The organism is Treponema berlinense (assembly GCF_900167025.1).
GTDB lineage: Bacteria > Spirochaetota > Spirochaetia > Treponematales > Treponemataceae > Treponema_D > Treponema_D berlinense.
The window spans coordinates 1-16,376 of sequence record NZ_FUXC01000018.1; the positions used below are offsets into that span (position 1 = coordinate 1).

Below are 16,376 nucleotides of genomic sequence, written 5' to 3' on the forward strand. Positions count from 1 at the left end.
ATGAATGCCCAGTGGAGGCACAGATATATGACAATCGAACAGGAGATTAAGCTGCAGGCAAGATATTTGGCGCAAGATATGGCAAAGGACATGGCAAAAGATATGGCAAAAGATATTGCAAAGGATATGGCAAAAGATATGGCTAACGATATGGCTAACGATATGGCAAAGAACATGGCACAGGGTATAGCAAAAAATATGGCGAACGATATTGTTCAGAGCAAAGTTGACGAATCAAAACTCGAAACTGCCAAAAATTTGCTTAAAATAAACATTTCGCCTGAACAAATTGCCATGGCTACAGGGCTTTCTTTGGAGCAGGTTAAAAACTTAAAAACTGGCGAAATCTAAGTTTTTTATTATAGTTTTAAAACAAAAACACCAGTTTTCTAAATACGGAAAACTGGTGTTTTTTTGTCGATCCTCCCCGTACTAAACATTGAACAGATTTAGCTGTTCTGCAATTTCGCTTATGTTGTTCAGTTGTTTTCCGATTGCCGTTGACTGGTCAGAAGATAAGGCGATGAGTGAATTTGAGAAAAAGCTACCCCGGATGCGCAGGACGCAGTCGACCGCAGGCTTTAGCCGAGGACGATGAGCGAAAGCGAATCCGGAGCAGCCGGATAAGACGATAAAATGTGGTTCTAAAAAAATTCTTTGGTTGTCCAAAATGACATTTTGTGTTAAATTGTCAAGATAATGAACACTTTAGTTGCTTTGTGCGCAATTGGCGCGGAAAAAATTCTTGGAAATGAAATTAAACTCTTGGGCTACAGACTTGCTGGAAATGCTCCTGGACGCGTTTTTTTTGAAGGCGATGATGACGCTCTTTTTAGGGCGAACCTTTGCCTGCGAACTGCCGACCGCGTTTATCTTTTAATGGCTCGTTACAAGGCTGAAGATTTTGATCAGCTTTTTGACGGAGTTTATTCTGTAAACTGGCAGGATTTTTTTAAGAAAGATACAAAAGTTACGGTTGATAAAGTTCGTTCGTATAAATCAAGACTGAATTCTGAGCATTCTGTGCAGGGAATGGTTCAAAAAGCGATTTACAAAAAACTCGGCGACAGATGGAATATGTCGTCTTTGCCGGAAACTGGCGAAAAAAGCGATGTCCGCGTTTATCTGGACAATGACGAAGCGTTGATTTTGCTGGATTTGAGCGGATTGCCCCTGCATAAGCGCGGTTATCGTACTGACGGCGGAATGGCTCCTTTGCGTGAAACTACCGCTGCCGTTCTTTTGCAGATGAGCATGTGGAAGAGAAAAATTCCTTTTCACGATCCATTCTGCGGTTCGGGAACCTTGCCAATCGAAGCGACACTCTTTGCTTTTAACGTTGCGCCTGGTTTTGGCCGGAGATTTGCTTTGGAAAATCTTCCGATTTTTAACCGTGAACGTGCAGTCGAAATAAAAAATGCTGAAGCGGCAAAAATTCGCACCGACGTCGAGGTTCGCATTACAGGAACGGATATTGACCCTTCTGCCGTTGAGCGGGCCCGTTTAAATGCTGAGCATGCCTGCGTAACTGCCGGCCGTGCGCTCAAGGCGATTGGCGTTGATGCACATTTGTGGCGTCCAGATTTTCAGGTGAGCGATTTTAAGGATATTGAAGCTCCTTACGAAAACGGAATGATAATCTGTAATCCGCCGTATGGCGAGCGTCTTGGTGACGAGCAGCAGGCCGCGGAACTTTATTCAAGCATGAAAAGTCTTTTTGAAGATTTTAAAGGTTGGCAGATTGGCGTAATAACTGCGCACAAAGAGTTTCAGGAAAATGTTGGCCGTTACGCTACGACATTAAAAAGCATAAAATCTGGAAACTTGGACACGACTTTCTATCTTTACAACGGAACAGAAAAAGAAAAAAAACGTGGTGTTCGTCCGGTGGATTTTAATTCGGACAGAAAAAAATCTGGAGAATGGAAAAACAGTCCAAAAAAACAGAATAAAAAGTCTTTTGCTCCACGCGAACGCAAAAATGAAAATTCAGACAAGGAATATTTTTAATGGCTATTGTTGTTGAACACGAAAAAAGAAAAAGGGAAATTCTCGAAAAAGCGATGGAACTTTTTTGTCGTGATGGATATGAAGACGTTACCTTTCAAAAAATTGCGGATGCCTGCGGAATTACGCGCACAACGCTCTACATTTATTTTGGAAGCAAACACGAAATTTTCAATTTCAGCATAAAGCAGTTGTCTTCGGATTTGGAAGTAAAATTTTTAAAAATCATAAAAGACCATTCTATAACGGCAGAAGACTGTCTTCGGAAAATTACTTCGGATGCAATCGACGCCTGTGTCGAAAACAAGACTCTGTTTGAAATTCTGGTTCCATATCTTACAGGGCTTTATAAAACCGGCGATGATGTTTACGAAAGGGTTCGCCGCCGCACAATCCGCATAAACCACCTTTTGAGCATGATGATTGTTCGTGGTCAAAAAAATGGCGAATTTAGAAAATTTAGCGTAAAAACTGCAAACGATTTAATTTTTGGCTTGATTATCGAATCAGTTTTTAAAATGGCAGTTCTTCACAATGCGGAAGTTGACAATATAAAGGCAAGCCTGAATCTTGCAATCGACGGACTTTTGGCAGAACGACCGGAAAACTAAAAATGACAGAAAATTCACAAAACTCTCAAAAAAAAGAACCGTTTTATTTGAACGGACTGCATTTTGGATGCCAGCGATGTTCATTTTGCTGCGGACATTCTCCTGGATTTGTTTATCTTTCGGAGCGCGATTTAAAGGCTTTGTGCAGTTTTAAAAAACTGTCTGTAAAGGATTTTGTCGAACAGTATTGCCGGTGGGCAGATTATTACTACGGAACTCAGGTTCTTGCGCTCAAAGAACAAAAAAATTACGACTGCATCCTGTGGAATAGCGGCTGTTCCTGCTACGAGGCGCGGCCTGTCCAGTGTTCGACCTGGCCGTTCTGGAGCTGGATGATTGAATCAAAAGAAAGCTGGGAAGACTGCGCTAAAGAATGTCCCGGAATGAACAAGGGACGGCTCTGGACTTTTGACGAAATTGAAGAAAACCGGATTGCCTACGAAAAAAATGTTCCAATTCACAAAGAAGAAGTTTTAAAAATTATTGAAGAAGAATCTCAACTGTAAGTTTTTATAATTTCGTCTGCAACGGCAATTCGCTTCATGCTGCGGTCCATTGCCTGTTTTTCGAGAAAACGGTGGGCTTCCTGTTCTGACATTTCTTTATTCTGCATTAAAAGCATTTTTGCGCGGTTTACAATGCGGATTTCTTCCATTTTCTCCTTAAGCTTAATCGTCTGGCTCGAAAGAACCTGAACCTTGTACTGAACGGCAATCGCAATTTTTATCATATTGTAAAAATAGAACTGGTCAAAAGGCGATGTTATTGTAAGAATTCCGTAAGGCTCAACCCTGTAGCTCAGCTGGTCAAAAAACTGTGTTGGCGCAAGAAGCAGGATTGTGCTTGTGCAGGAAGAAATATCAACCGCAAAATCGGTTCCTTCACCGTCAGCAAAATCAACAATTACAATGTTAAAAACCCGTTCAGTGCAGAGCCGGCGGGCCTCGTTAAAATCTTCTGCCAAAATTACATCGAACATTGGCGGAACAAGCATCGCGCTTATTAGAGTCGAAGTTTTTATGTCTTTTGTCACAACTAGAACGCTGTGTATATCTGATGCCATAAGCTTAGAATTTTATGATTTGTTTAATAAATTCACTTTCTTCTGCAAGTTTTCGGGCTTCGGCCAAACTGAGAGGAATTGTCCTGTAATTTTTTGTCCGTTTTTCGTAGTCTTTTTTATCTTCTGCATAAGACTGAAAAAGATTTTCTTGAACAGCAGGCTCTGGAACGAGATTTTTTTTGATTCCGTCGAGGGCCGCGTAAATTAAAAGTGTAAAGGCGAGATAAATATTGCATTCGCTGTCGGAAGAACGAATCTGGATTTTTCCGTTCGGATGCTTTGAAGGAACGCGGATTGCGCAGGAACGGTTTTGAGTTCCCCAGCAGATGAATTTTGGCGCTTTTGACTGTCCGATTCTTGAGTAAGATTCTTCGGAAGGATTTAAGAAATATGTAATTTCTGACAAGTGCGCAAGAATTCCTGCCATAATAGCAGGCATTTTTTCTTCTTTATTTGCCGAAATATTGATGTGCATGCCGTTTCCTGGATAAACAGAAAGCGGTTTTGGCGAAAAATCAGCGTAAAGACCATTTGAAGCGGCCTTTGTGCGAACAATCCACTTAAAAGTCGAAGCATTGTCGGCAGCCGTTTCAGCATCGGAAGCGCGGAAATCAATTTCGTTTTGGCCCGGACCTTCTTCGTGATGGCTGAATTCCGGAGTAATTCCCATCTGTTCAAGGGTAAAATCAATTTCGCGACGAATATTTTCGCCTTTGTCTTCCGGAGCAATGTCCATGTATCCGGCGTTATCGAAAGGAATTTTTGTATTGCGGCCGTTTTCGTCGAGCTTAAAAAGGTAGAATTCAAATTCAGTGCCGAATTTAAATTCAATACCGAATTCGTCCTTTGCCTTTTTAACAGCCTGTTTTAAAATATGGCGGCAGTCTTTTTCGTAAGGAGTTCCGTCAGGATATTTAATGTCGCAGAACATACGGACAACTTTTCCGGTTGAAGGACGCCATGGAATCACAGACAGTGTAGAAGGGTCAGGATGCAAGAACAAATCCGAAGAATGAGCCTCCTGAAAACCAGGAATTGCCGAAGCGTCAAAAGAAATTCCTTCCTTAAAAGCACGAGGCAGTTCGCCGGCCATAATCGAAACATTGCGCTGTTTTCCAGAAAGATCAAAATAGGCAAGACGAATAAATTTTACATCTTCCTCATTCACGTAGTCGATAACTTCAGATTCCATATACATATCGAAAACTCCATCGGCAGATAAAAAAATAGCCAAAAAAATTATAAAGGAATCAATTTGTTTGTTCAATTTTAAAATTTTACAAACAAAAAATAAAAAATTGTTTAAAATGCACAAAAAATAGCAGGGCGGCTTTTTACTTCGCTTTGCTGCGTAAAAACCGGGCTATCCACAGTTCCGCTTCCGCTCCATTCCAAAGCGAAAGATTAAAAAACAGGCAAAAATCGCTTTGGAACGCTGCGCGCTGTTCCTATCCCTGCCGCAAAAAAGTCTCTCAAAAAGCAAATAACATCTTTATTCAATTCCTAATTTTCTGTTAGAATAAACCCATCGGGGCTGTAGCTCACCTGGCTAGAGCGTTGCAATGGCATTGCAAAGGTAGTCGGTTCAAGTCCGATCAGCTCCAAAAAAGCAAAAAGATGTTTTTTTTGCCAGAAAAATAAAAAAAGTAAAAAATAACGAACCGACTACCAAAATGAGCGCCGACCAGCGGGAGGAAAAGGTGCCAGGGAAGGCACCGGAAGCGAATGGAGGCGGCTCGGCGGAGCGTGCAGGACGCGCGCGACATAGAGCGTCGGTTCAAGTCCGATCAGCTCCAAAAGGCAAAAAAAATTAAAAAGTAAAAAATAACGAACCGCTACGTGAGAGGTATTTAAAAATGAAAATCGAAACAAAATGTCTGCATTCAGGTTATGAACCAAAAAACGGCGAACCTAGAATGATTCCAATTATTCAGAGTACAACTTTTAAATACGATTCAAGTGAAGAAATGGGCAAACTTTTTGATTTAAAGGCAAACGGTTATTTCTATTCACGCTTACAGAATCCAACCTGCGACATGGTTGCTGCAAAAATTGCCGCTCTCGAAGGTGGAACTGCCGCAATGCTTACAGGTTCTGGACAGGCTGCAAATTTTCTTTCGGTTTTTAACCTTGCAAACGTTGGCGACCACGTAATCGCTTCTTCTGCAATTTACGGCGGAAGTTTTAATCTTTTCAATGTGACAATGCGAAAAATGGGCATCGAGTTTACTTTTGTAAATCCAGACTGTACAGACGAAGAACTCGAGGCTGCATACAAACCAAATACAAAAGCTGTTTTTGGAGAAACAATTGCAAATCCAGCGCTGATTGTTTTTGACATTGAACGTTTTGCAAAATCTGCCCATAAACATGGAGTTCCGCTGATTGTTGACAATACCTTTGCAACTCCGATAAATTGCCGTCCTTTTGAATTTGGAGCGGACATTGTAACTCATTCAACTACAAAATATATGGACGGACATGATGCTACAGTTGGCGGAGTAATAGTTGATCACGGTCAATTTGACTGGATGGCGCATGCGGATAAATTCCCGGGATTGTGCACTCCGGACGAAAGTTATCATGGAATTACTTACGCCGAAAGGTTTGGAAATGCCGGAGCTTTTATTACAAAAGCAACAGCCCAGTTGATGCGCGACTTTGGAATGGTTCAGGCGCCGGTAAATGCTTATATGCTTAATCTTGGACTTGAATCGTTGCCTGTTAGAATCGAAAGACACTGTTCAAATGCTCAAAAAATCGCCGAATTCCTGGAAAAGAACGAAAAAGTAGCATGGGTAAATTACCCTGGACTTCCAGGAAACAAATATTACGAACGTGCAAAAAAATATATGCCGAATGGAACTTGCGGAGTAATCAGTTTTGGAGTAAAAGGTGGCCGTAAAAATGCAGAAAAATTTATGGCAGGACTAAAACTCGGAATGATTGCAACCCATGTTGCCGACGCAAGAACTTGTTGTCTGCACCCTGCAAGTTCAACCCACAGACAGATGAGTGAAGAGGAATTGAATGCTGCCGGAGTTCCATCCGATTTGGTAAGGCTTTCTGTCGGTCTTGAAAATGTAGACGATTTAATCGCGGATATCTCAGAAGCATTAAAATCTGTATAAAAAACAAGTTTTGGGGTGCTTTTAGAAACCATTTGTCCAGCGTTTTGAAAGTTTAATTTTTACGTTGAAATATCGGAATAAAAATATTATTCTGCTTATATGAACATTTTTGCACTTTTTGCCCTGAGTTTCCTCCCATTAGTTGTGGTCTTTTTTCTTTTTGTGATTTTAGTTCCGGGGCAAAAAAAAGTCCGATATGGAATTTTAGCCTGTATTCTCGGGCTTTTTGCTGTTGTACCGACATCGCTCGTTCAGCATTTTATTTTAAATTTGCCGATTTTTACAGCGAGCACAGTTGTAAATCTTCTTGTTACGGCAATAATTTTTAATGGCCTTATAGAAGAGTCCGTAAAAATGTTTTTTTTGTCGTTTTTGCCTTTTAAAAAACTTAATCTTTCATTTTATTTTTGTTGCGCTCTTCTTGCAGGAATGACTTTGGGCAGTTTTGAATCCATAATTTACGTCGTAAAAAAAATCAGTGGTGCCGCCGAGCCTCTTGGAACTCAGGCCGTGCTGAATTTGTTAGTTGCAAGGGCTTTTACAAGCGTGCTGATTCACACATTTTGCGCAGGATTAAGCGGACTTTATCTGTGGATGTTCAAGAAAAAACAGACACACGTACTGCCTTTTGTCTGGGCCGTACTTTTACACGGCGTCTACAATTTTTTTGCCGGTTTTTCAAACAATTTTTATTGGTTTGCCGTCATAGCAATCCTTTTTGCAATATTAGAGTGCAGAATTTGGTACAAATACAACAATTTAAGCGATACAGGGGTTGACATAAAGCGCTATTGAATATAAACTATTTTAACACGACGCGGGGTAGAGCAGTTGGCAGCTCGTCGGGCTCATAACCCGGAGGCCGCAGGTTCGAGTCCTGCCCCCGCTATAACAGACCACTCAGAAATGAGTGGTTTTTTGTTTTTAAATAGAGTTGCAGGAATAGACAAATAGAAATAATGGTATTCTGTCTCACGTTTACCTTCAATATAACAATAGATTTTAAAAATTAGCAATTCAATAAAATTCATCTGAATTCACTGAAATTCAACTTTTACTTAAACTTCTTACTTTAAGTTCGTGGGCCGTAGGTTTTTGGCCTACGGAACTTGTGTGGTAAGCATAGTTTTCATTCTTAAAAGAAGAAATAATTTCTAAACTCAATGCTTCGCACAATATACCCCCTTATTGTTTTAGTTAAAGGGGTATGTTAAGGGGGTATGATAAAGGGGGAAGATGAATATTTTTACTAATAAGTATTGAATTTTAATCAGACAATAGATTATTGAAGAACAAAATGTAAATACGCTTGTAATCATAGAACAGAAAAAAATAACAGTGACCTTCCTTGTCACCCTATGAGTATATAATATCTATAAATAATTCAATTTATGATGTATAATACTTATTTATAGGGGAATAAAAATGTCTGCAAGACCGTTCATAAAATGGGTAGGTGGAAAAACACAACTTTTACCAGAAATTCGACAACGCTATCCTGAAAATATAACTAGATATTGCGAGCCATTTGTTGGTGGCGGAGCTGTATTATTTGATGTACTTCAGACATTTCATCCTAATGAAGTTCTTATTAATGACATCAATCCTGAATTAATAAATCTCTATGAAAATATTCGCGATAATTGTGAACCTTTAATTCAATTATTGGAACACTTTCAAACAGAGTATCTTGAAACTCCTGAAGCTGACCGTCAGAACCTCTATCTTGGGAAACGCGCAACATATAATCATTTTATTGTTGAACGAAATCCTGAGTATAACCTCGAAAAAGCTGCCCTTTTTATTTATTTGAATAAAACATGTTTTAATGGTCTTTATAGAGTTAACCGCAATGGATTATTTAATGTTCCGTTCAATCGAGCAAAAAGTCCTTTAATTTGCGATGCCAGTGGCGTTCCGGCTAAAGCCGTCGGCTGTTCCGCACTTCGCTATCGCTCATCCTCCTCGCTTCGCTGCGGTGGACTGCTTCGCAAGTGCTCCATAGCCTAACGCAGGAGATAATTATGAAACAATATGAAGCGGTAATTCTAACCTTAGAAAGACTTGGAGGTATTGCTACTCTTGGTCAACTTAATCAAGAAGTTTTCAAAATTAAAGATTGTGAATGGAAAACTAAAACACCTTTTGCTTCAATTCGTCGAATAGTTCAGGAAAATGAAAATATTTACAAGATAAAACCTGGACTTTGGGCGTTGAAGTCACATCAAAAAGACTTAGAAAATAAGGGAATTATTGTTGAAAACGAACACAATAAAGATTCAAAAGAAGTTATAGAGTTTAATCATTCTTATTACCAAGGACTGCTTGTTTCTATTGGAAATCTTAAAAAACTTGGAACTTTTGTTCCAAATCAAGATAAAAATAAAATGTTTCTACATGAAAAACTTGGAGATTTAAGAACTCTTAAAGAACTACCAAAATATTCTTATGATTCGTTTGTTTCAAGAAGTTCGACTATTGATGTAATTTGGTTTAATAACAGAAATATGCCTGATTCCTTCTTTGAGGTTGAGCACTCAACAGATATTCAGAATTCTCTTATGAAATTTTACGATTTACAAGATTTTTATACACGTATGTTTATTGTTGCTGATGAGCAACGACATGAAGAATATAATAAAAAATTAGGTTATGCTTCATTTTTAAAAATGAAAAATGATAAGCGTGTAGAATTTCTTAACTATGATGAATTAGAACGACAATATAGACAAACTATTGAATTACAAGAGATTCATACGCTTATACTCTAGATACTTGATTTCTTTACAAATTCGATCAATAGTTTTCTAATGAAAAGATATGAAGTAACAATAGAAGAGACGTTTGATGAAACTTTTTCATTTGAAATTCCCGATAATGCTGATATTTATGAATGTGTTCGAGAAAATTATTACAATGGAAAAATTGTACTTGAATCAGGAAAATGTCAATTTAGACAAATGGAAATTCATGATTTATCTGATAATTCATGGATTGATTGGCAAGAATTCTAATCAACATGTTGTGGAGCTCCTTGGAAATGGTAGCGGAGAACCGAAAGTTTGAAGTGAGGACCTTTCCCATTCCATATTTTCTATGTAAAGGAGGTATTTAAGTGCAGAGTGGAAAGCAAGTTTCTGTAAACAAAGGCGACTGGGATAAATCTCAAGGTTTTGAAAAAGATAACGCCTTTAAAAGACAATGGATTTCACTTTGCAGAGACAAACTCAAAAAAGATGGAACCATCTGGATCTCCGGAACCTACCACAATATTTTTTCAGCAGCTCAAATGCTGAATGAGTTAAACTTCAGGATTCTCAATGTAATTACTTGGGCAAAAACAAATCCTCCTCCAAATCTTTCATGTAGATTTTTCACTCATTCAACAGAATTTATTATTTGGGCTCGAAAAGAAAAAAAGACACCACATTATTTTAACTATGATTTAATGAAATCAATAAATGGTGGAACCCAGATGCGTGATGTATGGAGTTTGCCAGCTATTGCAAAATGGGAAAAATCTTGTGGAAAGCATCCTACTCAGAAACCCCTTCCATTGTTAGGAAGAATTATATTAGCTTCAACCAAAGAAAATGCCTGGATTTTGGATCCGTTTTCTGGCTCTGCCACTACAGGAATTGCAGCTAATATTTTGGGAAGAAGATATTTAGGCTTAGAACAAAGTTCTGATTTTCTTGAATTATCAAAACAACGACGATTAGAACTTGATGATATTTCCATCAAAGAAAAATACAAGGAAAAGATTTATAAATATTCAGATGTACCACTTCAGGATATTTTGGAAGTCCATGAATCCGAACCTTATTATGGAATTGATTTATCGATAGAATAAATAAAATAATTTATGGGAGAATTTAAATGAATACAATAGATAGTAAGAATATTCCAGAATTAAGAAAAGGATTTAAACAGTATTTAGCAGAGAATCATTCGGATCTTTCTAAACCTGAAATAATTGTTTCAGATGCATTTTATATTAATTCACATGATGTAGGTATTACATTTGAAGATGCTTTAAAAGAGAAAGGAACTGAAAAGCTTAAAGAAAAACTTAAAGCATACTTTGTTTCAATTGGACGAAAAAATCCAACAGGACAGACTCATAATTATTTACGTAACTTTCGTTTGTTAAAAGAATATGTAACAGGTAATAAGGATGAATTAGTCTTATTTGACAAAGAAGAATTAAACAAAGCTATAACTGCTTACATTGCATATTTGCCAGAGCATTTTGAAGATGAAGTTTATAAATGGGAAGCATTAAAATGTTTTCAAGATAACTGGGATATAAGTAATGAAATATTTGCAAAAATGCTTGCAAATTCACTAGCAAAAACAGCTAATTTGCTTGATGTACAATTCAACTTTCCATGTGCTATGATAAAGAAATATGCGGAGCATGATTCTGAAGCAGTAAAGCAAATGTTTATTGATTTGTATGATGAAAATAAAGATTTAGCAATAAGAATTGATACATTTATATCTTCTAGTAAAAATTTACAAAAAAAATATCCTGATTTAGGAAATAAAGACTTTCAAAATGCTAATGTTGTAAGTGTTTATTTATGGTTACGATATCCAGATAAATATTATATTTTTAAGCCCAACCTTGATAAAGATGTTTTACAGATTCTTTCTAGTGACTTAGAACTTAAAGGTGGAAATGGTTATAGAGTTAAACAATTCTATACCTTTATGGATGCCATTAAACCTGAATTAGAAAACAATAAAGATATTATTAGTTATATTTCATCACATCTGACTGATAACTCATTAAAAGAACCTCTTGCATGTACTATAGTAAATGATTTTGTCTTCTTTGTAGGAAGATTCTTAGATGACTATTCTGAATGGGAATACAATGATTACAATCCTGGATTATCAAAAGAAGATTGGAGTGATTTGCTTAATAATCCTGAAATCTTTACGCCATCAGCTTTAGCTGTAATGAAAAGGATGATGGATAATGGTGGCCAAGGAACTTGTACTGAATTAGCAAATAAATATGGTGAAACTAAAAACTACTATAATAAAAATTCTTCAACTTTGGGAGAAAGAATTCTTAAAACAGGTAAATGTGCAGAACCACCCAAAAGAGATGATGGTTCCTTAGCATATTGGCCAATTCTCTATGTTGGAAAAGAAACGGATAGGAATGTTGAAGGTAGTTACATTTGGAAAATTCGTAAGGAATTAAAAGCTGCCCTTGAAGATAAGGATTTATCTGACATTGAATTGATTTCTTCTACTACAGAATCTTCTGAGACAGAAACAGATGAGAATGTAAATTACTGGTGGCTTAATGCAAATCCTAAAATCTGGAGTATGAAAAATATGGGTGTGGGTGAAGAACAAAGCTACACCTTATATAACGATAATGGACATAAAAGAAGAATATTCCAAAACTTTGTTGATGCAAAAGTTGGTGATGTAATAATAGGTTATGAATCAACTCCTGTAAAACAAATTGTTGCTTTACTTAAAGTGTCAAAAGCAAACGATGGAGAAAAAATTTGGTTTGAAAAAACCGAAGGATTAACAAATCCGATTGACTATGATGAATTAAAAGATCTTCCTGCTCTTAAAGATATGGAGTATTTTGTTAATTCTCAGGGAAGTTTCTTTAAAGTAACAAAAAATGAATTTGAAGTTCTAAGAGATATTATTAGAGAAAGTAATCCAATATTAGAAGATAAGGATGATGTAGAAAAATATTCAAAAGAAGAATTCCTTTCTGAAGTTTATATGGATTCTGAAAATTATGATTTGCTGGTAAGCCTTCTAGAGAATAAGAAAAATATTATTTTACAAGGTGCTCCTGGAGTTGGAAAGACTTTTGCTGCAAAACGATTGGCTTATTCAATTATGGGACAGAAAAATGAATCACATGTTAAGTTTGTTCAGTTTCATCAGAGTTATTCTTATGAAGACTTTATTATGGGATATAAACCAGATGGAAATGGATTTAAGCTACAGCATGGTGTTTTCTATGATTTCTGTAATATTGCTCGTAACAATCCAAAAGGAAAATACTTCTTTATTATTGATGAAATAAACCGTGGAAATCTTAGTAAAATCTTTGGTGAGCTTTTAATGCTTATTGAAAAAGATTACCGTGGTGTAAATGCTTCTTTAGCTTATGGTGGAGAGCCTTTCAATGTTCCTGAAAATCTTTACATCATAGGAATGATGAACACTGCAGATAGAAGCCTTGCAATGCTTGATTATGCATTACGCCGTAGATTTTCATTTGTGGATATGGTTCCGGCATTTGGAACTGAAGATTTCCAGGATTATGTTGATAAGATGAATAACCCTGCATTTACAAAACTTATCTCAAAGATTGTTGAACTTAATCAGGAAATTGCAAAAGATCCTACTCTTGGAACTGGATGCTGCATTGGACATAGTTATTTCTGTAACCAGGAAAGAAACAAATGTACAAAGACTAGGATGAAGCAGATTATTGATTTTGATATTGTTCCAACTTTGCATGAATACTGGTTTGACGATTCGACAAAGGTTGATACCTGGAAAGCTAAACTTTATGGTGCATTAGATGATTGAAGATAAATGCATATTAATAAAGAATGTTTATTATATGCTTTCATATGCTTTTCAATATTTGAAGCAATCGCAGTATCAGAATTTACAGCCGGAAGATTTTGAAAACATATATGAACTTCTTTCAGAGATTTTGATTAGAGGAATTACTCAACAATTAAAACAGGGATTGTACAGAGAATACATTCCTGTTTCTGATGATATTCCGACTGTCAGAGGAAGAATATCTATTGATAATTCTATAAAACTTAAATTACAACAAAAGCAAAAGCTGCATTGTGATTTTGATGAGTTATCTGAAAACAATATTTTTAATCAAATTCTGAAATCAATAAGTCTTATATTGCTGCCAAAAATTAAGAATGACAAAAAGAAAAAGATTCATTATTTGATGAGTTATTTTCAGAACGTTGAACAGATTCATCCATATTCAATTCATTGGAATAGATTGAAATATCAGCGAAGTAATAAGAATTACGAAATGCTTATAAATATTTGTCATTTTATTGTTGATGGTTTATTGCTTTCTACTGATGACGGAAATTATAAGATTGCAAACTTTATAGATGAAGAACGGATGCATGCTTTATTTGAAAAGTTTGTATTACAGTATTACAGAAGTACAAGGCCTGAGCTTCATGCGGCTCCTGCCGGTATTCCTTGGGCTGTTCAAAGCACTGGTGATACTCTTGAATATCTGCCGGCGATGATTACAGATATTACTTTGCGCGATGCAAAGAATAATAAGACTTTGATTATTGATACAAAATATTACGGTGAGACTATGCAAAAGCAATATGATAAAGCTACTTACCATAGTAATAATATGTATCAGCTCTTATCTTATATTAAGAATAAAGAAGTTGAAGTAGGCGGCAAGGTTGGCGGTATTTTGCTTTATGCAAAAACTCAGGAAGTTGTAGTTCCAAACCAGGAATTTGAACTTCTTGGAAATTATTATTCGCTTAAGACATTAGATTTGAATCAAGATTTTGAAGCAATAAAAAATACTCTTGATAATATTGCTTTAAATTATTTTTGTTAGGAATGTGCCTATGTACGAACAAGTAACATGATATATTGGAAAACTAAAACCTGCTCACTGGAAATATCCTGAAAATCAGGGTGATGGTTCCCATGATAATCCATACATTGCTGGTTGGCTTGAGTATGATGAAGCATTCGATAATTACTGATTTTTATAATAAAATATTTTAAAATAATGATTGTGATTAATTAAAAAAGGAAATAAAAAGATGTCGAAAAAAGGGAAAAATAATCATAAAAAGAACAAAACAGAAAATATCCAATATAAAAATGAGAACTCTACAGATTATAAAGGTTCATTAGAATCATATTACCAACTAATTCAAATTGAATTCAATTCTGAAAAAGAACGAAAACAAGGTTTGGAAACACGAATCGGTTATATACTTACACTTTTTGTTGCTTTTATTGCTGTCATTTTGGATAAAGTGAAATTCCTTGATATTTTGGAGTTAACTTACTCTAAAATATCGTTTTGGATTCTGTTGAAAATTATATTTGGTTTCGGTATATATGTATCTTTTATTGGATGTATATATTCTTCATTAAAAGGATTACTTACAAACCCATATGCTACATATGAAATTAATAATATAAACTCTTCATCATTAAGCCAGGATAAAAACAAGGGGCTATTTCAAATTATTATTGATTATAAAAATATTATAAAAGAAAACAGAATATTAAATAATGGTAAAGCAAAGTCTCTTGAGTGGACTATACGCTTTATAATAATTTGCATTATCTGTGTTTGTTTTTATCTTAATATACCAGGAGGAAAAAAAATGTCTGACAGTTATGAAGATTTCTTAAAGGGATGTGAAGCTTCGGAAACAATATCTCAAACTTCTCAAATAAGTAATTCGAATGTAACATACCAGCAAGATAGTCAAAATTCTAACATAACACATTTAACTGAAGGTTTAAAATCTGTTACACATGTAAACTTCAGCGAAAACAATGTTACACATTCTCCAAACGAATAAGCAAATTGATATATTTCATTTTGCTTTTATTCACTCGGAATTAAATTGAATAGGATTGTACGTAACATAATTATACCTCTGCAGATAAAATTTAGAATAATGAGGTTCTTGCAGTTTATATCTACAGAGGTATCAAGTTTTTTATTTGACATACTTTTTACTTGTTATAGTAATTTCTAAAATTATAATCTCTATAAATCAATTTTGTTTCTCGGGAAAATTTCCCGAGAAACACAGTTTGGTAGTAAAAATGGGTAGAAAAAAGTATTTTTCGTTATAGTTGAGTATAGCGTTTTGCTTGACCAAACAGCAAAAACACCATAAAATTTAATTAAATTATCGTTAAATATTCATGGGTAAAGCGAGGTACAGTTCTCATTGGTCTCCTCATAACCCGGAGGCCGCAGGTTCGAGTCCTGCCCCCGCTATAGCAGACCACTCAGAAATGAGTGGTTTTTTGTTTTTAAATAGAGTTACAGGAATAGACAAATAGAAATAATGGTATTCTGTCTTACGTTTACCTTCAATATAACAATAGATTTTAAAAATTAGCAAAAAAGAGAAGTTGTGTTCTAGGCTCTTTGTACTTTACTTGGATATATCTAGATAGAAATAGTATTGTTATAAAATTTAATGAATTATTGATTATTTCACAGAAAATGAACCATCAATATTCATCTGAGCACCACCAATATCAATAAGAGCACCAATTAAATATTTCTAAAATATAACACCTTAAGTAAGATTTTTATGAACTTGATAAAAGTTCAAATCTTATTTTAAGGAGGCCTGCTTATGGCCAAAATCAATCCGAAGCTCATTCTTGAGCTAATTGAAAGTGGCATGTCACGAAGGCAAATCTGTTCCAGTCGACATGTCAGCCCCCACACTGTCAGCGAAGTAAAACAAATCGCTGAGAAAAACAATATCACGACAAAAGACATCA

The 16,376-nt window shown here is 35.8% G+C and carries 14 protein-coding genes, 2 tRNA genes and 1 pseudogene; 15 read left to right on the forward strand and 2 right to left on the reverse strand.

The features are described 5' to 3' along the window. From B5D47_RS10765 to B5D47_RS10780, 4 genes and pseudogenes are all read left to right on the forward strand, one after another. Positions 1-351, forward strand: a pseudogene (locus B5D47_RS10765) (hypothetical protein); the annotation flags it as partial. A gap of 348 nt (positions 352-699) precedes the next feature. Beyond that, entirely contained in the window at positions 700-2,010 is a 1,311-nt protein-coding gene (locus B5D47_RS10770; RefSeq protein WP_078931847.1) for a THUMP domain-containing class I SAM-dependent RNA methyltransferase, read from the forward strand. Beyond that, positions 2,010-2,618 carry a TetR/AcrR family transcriptional regulator gene (locus B5D47_RS10775; protein ID WP_078931848.1) on the forward strand — a complete coding sequence of 203 codons (609 nt, stop codon included), beginning with the start codon at positions 2,010-2,012 and terminating at the stop codon, positions 2,616-2,618. The genes B5D47_RS10770 and B5D47_RS10775 overlap by 1 nt, the downstream gene beginning before the upstream one ends. 2 nt (positions 2,619-2,620) lie before the next feature. Beyond that, complete coding sequence (locus B5D47_RS10780) at positions 2,621-3,124, forward strand: YkgJ family cysteine cluster protein (protein ID WP_078931849.1); 504 nt, start codon at positions 2,621-2,623, stop codon at positions 3,122-3,124. Here B5D47_RS10780 and B5D47_RS10785 read toward each other — a convergent pair. Both B5D47_RS10785 and B5D47_RS10790 read right to left on the reverse strand, forming a co-directional pair. After that, a complete protein-coding gene (locus B5D47_RS10785) occupies positions 3,115-3,681 on the reverse strand; it encodes an ANTAR domain-containing response regulator (protein ID WP_078931850.1) in 567 nt (188 codons plus the stop codon). The two genes, B5D47_RS10780 and B5D47_RS10785, sit on opposite strands and share 10 nt — an antisense overlap. Positions 3,682-3,685: 4 nt before the next feature. Next, on the reverse strand, positions 3,686-4,879 hold the full coding sequence (locus B5D47_RS10790; RefSeq protein WP_078931859.1) for a glutamine synthetase family protein: 1,194 nt from the start codon (positions 4,877-4,879) through the stop codon (positions 3,686-3,688). A 332-nt stretch (positions 4,880-5,211) separates the two neighbouring features. Here B5D47_RS10790 and B5D47_RS10795 point away from each other — a divergent pair. From B5D47_RS10795 to B5D47_RS10845, 11 genes are all read left to right on the forward strand, one after another. Beyond that, positions 5,212-5,285, forward strand: a tRNA-Ala gene (locus tag B5D47_RS10795). Positions 5,286-5,537: 252 nt separating this feature from the next. Next, positions 5,538-6,812 (forward strand): O-acetylhomoserine aminocarboxypropyltransferase/cysteine synthase family protein, encoded by a 1,275-nt coding sequence (locus B5D47_RS10800; protein WP_078931851.1) that lies wholly within the window; start codon positions 5,538-5,540, stop codon positions 6,810-6,812. A gap of 99 nt (positions 6,813-6,911) precedes the next feature. Then, positions 6,912-7,607, forward strand: coding sequence for a PrsW family glutamic-type intramembrane protease (locus B5D47_RS10805; protein ID WP_078931852.1), 696 nt, complete (start codon positions 6,912-6,914; stop codon positions 7,605-7,607). A gap of 21 nt (positions 7,608-7,628) precedes the next feature. Next, positions 7,629-7,701 (forward strand) — tRNA-Met (locus B5D47_RS10810). A gap of 536 nt (positions 7,702-8,237) precedes the next feature. Next, entirely contained in the window at positions 8,238-8,822 is a 585-nt protein-coding gene (locus B5D47_RS10815; RefSeq protein ID WP_078931853.1) for a DNA adenine methylase, read from the forward strand. Positions 8,823-8,836: 14 nt separating this feature from the next. Continuing rightward, on the forward strand, positions 8,837-9,583 hold the full coding sequence (locus tag B5D47_RS10820; RefSeq protein ID WP_078931854.1) for a hypothetical protein: 747 nt from the start codon (positions 8,837-8,839) through the stop codon (positions 9,581-9,583). Between the two features lie 39 nt (positions 9,584-9,622). Beyond that, positions 9,623-9,826, forward strand: a complete 204-nt coding sequence (locus B5D47_RS10825) for a hypothetical protein (RefSeq protein ID WP_078931855.1) — start codon at positions 9,623-9,625, stop codon at positions 9,824-9,826. 101 nt (positions 9,827-9,927) lie between these two features. After that, positions 9,928-10,665: a DNA-methyltransferase gene (locus B5D47_RS10830; RefSeq protein WP_234970056.1), complete on the forward strand. Its 738-nt coding sequence runs from the start codon at positions 9,928-9,930 to the stop codon at positions 10,663-10,665. 26 nt (positions 10,666-10,691) lie between these two features. After that, positions 10,692-13,400: an AAA family ATPase gene (locus B5D47_RS10835; protein WP_078931856.1), complete on the forward strand. Its 2,709-nt coding sequence runs from the start codon at positions 10,692-10,694 to the stop codon at positions 13,398-13,400. Beyond that, positions 13,393-14,442, forward strand: a complete 1,050-nt coding sequence (gene mcrC, locus B5D47_RS10840) for a 5-methylcytosine-specific restriction endonuclease system specificity protein McrC (protein WP_078931857.1) — start codon at positions 13,393-13,395, stop codon at positions 14,440-14,442. Before B5D47_RS10835 ends, mcrC begins: the two co-directional genes overlap by 8 nt. Positions 14,443-14,653: 211 nt before the next feature. Next, a complete protein-coding gene (locus B5D47_RS10845; protein ID WP_078931858.1) occupies positions 14,654-15,430 on the forward strand; it encodes a hypothetical protein in 777 nt (258 codons plus the stop codon). Positions 15,431-16,376 lie beyond the last annotated feature (946 nt).

Excerpts from the sequence above, each read along its gene's own strand:
- B5D47_RS10770 (WP_078931847.1), top strand. The coding sequence starts at position 700 with ATGAACACTTTAGTTGCTTTGTGCGCAATTGGCGCGGAAAAAATTCTT.
- B5D47_RS10775 (WP_078931848.1), top strand. The coding sequence starts at position 2,010 with ATGGCTATTGTTGTTGAACACGAAAAAAGAAAAAGGGAAATTCTCGAA.
- B5D47_RS10780 (WP_078931849.1), top strand. The coding sequence starts at position 2,621 with ATGACAGAAAATTCACAAAACTCTCAAAAAAAAGAACCGTTTTATTTG.
- B5D47_RS10785 (WP_078931850.1), bottom strand. The coding sequence starts at position 3,681 with ATGGCATCAGATATACACAGCGTTCTAGTTGTGACAAAAGACATAAAA.
- B5D47_RS10790 (WP_078931859.1), bottom strand. The coding sequence starts at position 4,879 with ATGTATATGGAATCTGAAGTTATCGACTACGTGAATGAGGAAGATGTA.
- B5D47_RS10800 (WP_078931851.1), top strand. The coding sequence starts at position 5,538 with ATGAAAATCGAAACAAAATGTCTGCATTCAGGTTATGAACCAAAAAAC.
- B5D47_RS10805 (WP_078931852.1), top strand. The coding sequence starts at position 6,912 with ATGAACATTTTTGCACTTTTTGCCCTGAGTTTCCTCCCATTAGTTGTG.
- B5D47_RS10815 (WP_078931853.1), top strand. The coding sequence starts at position 8,238 with ATGTCTGCAAGACCGTTCATAAAATGGGTAGGTGGAAAAACACAACTT.
- B5D47_RS10820 (WP_078931854.1), top strand. The coding sequence starts at position 8,837 with ATGAAACAATATGAAGCGGTAATTCTAACCTTAGAAAGACTTGGAGGT.
- B5D47_RS10825 (WP_078931855.1), top strand. The coding sequence starts at position 9,623 with ATGAAAAGATATGAAGTAACAATAGAAGAGACGTTTGATGAAACTTTT.
- B5D47_RS10835 (WP_078931856.1), top strand. The coding sequence starts at position 10,692 with ATGAATACAATAGATAGTAAGAATATTCCAGAATTAAGAAAAGGATTT.
- mcrC (WP_078931857.1), top strand. The coding sequence starts at position 13,393 with ATGATTGAAGATAAATGCATATTAATAAAGAATGTTTATTATATGCTT.
- B5D47_RS10845 (WP_078931858.1), top strand. The coding sequence starts at position 14,654 with ATGTCGAAAAAAGGGAAAAATAATCATAAAAAGAACAAAACAGAAAAT.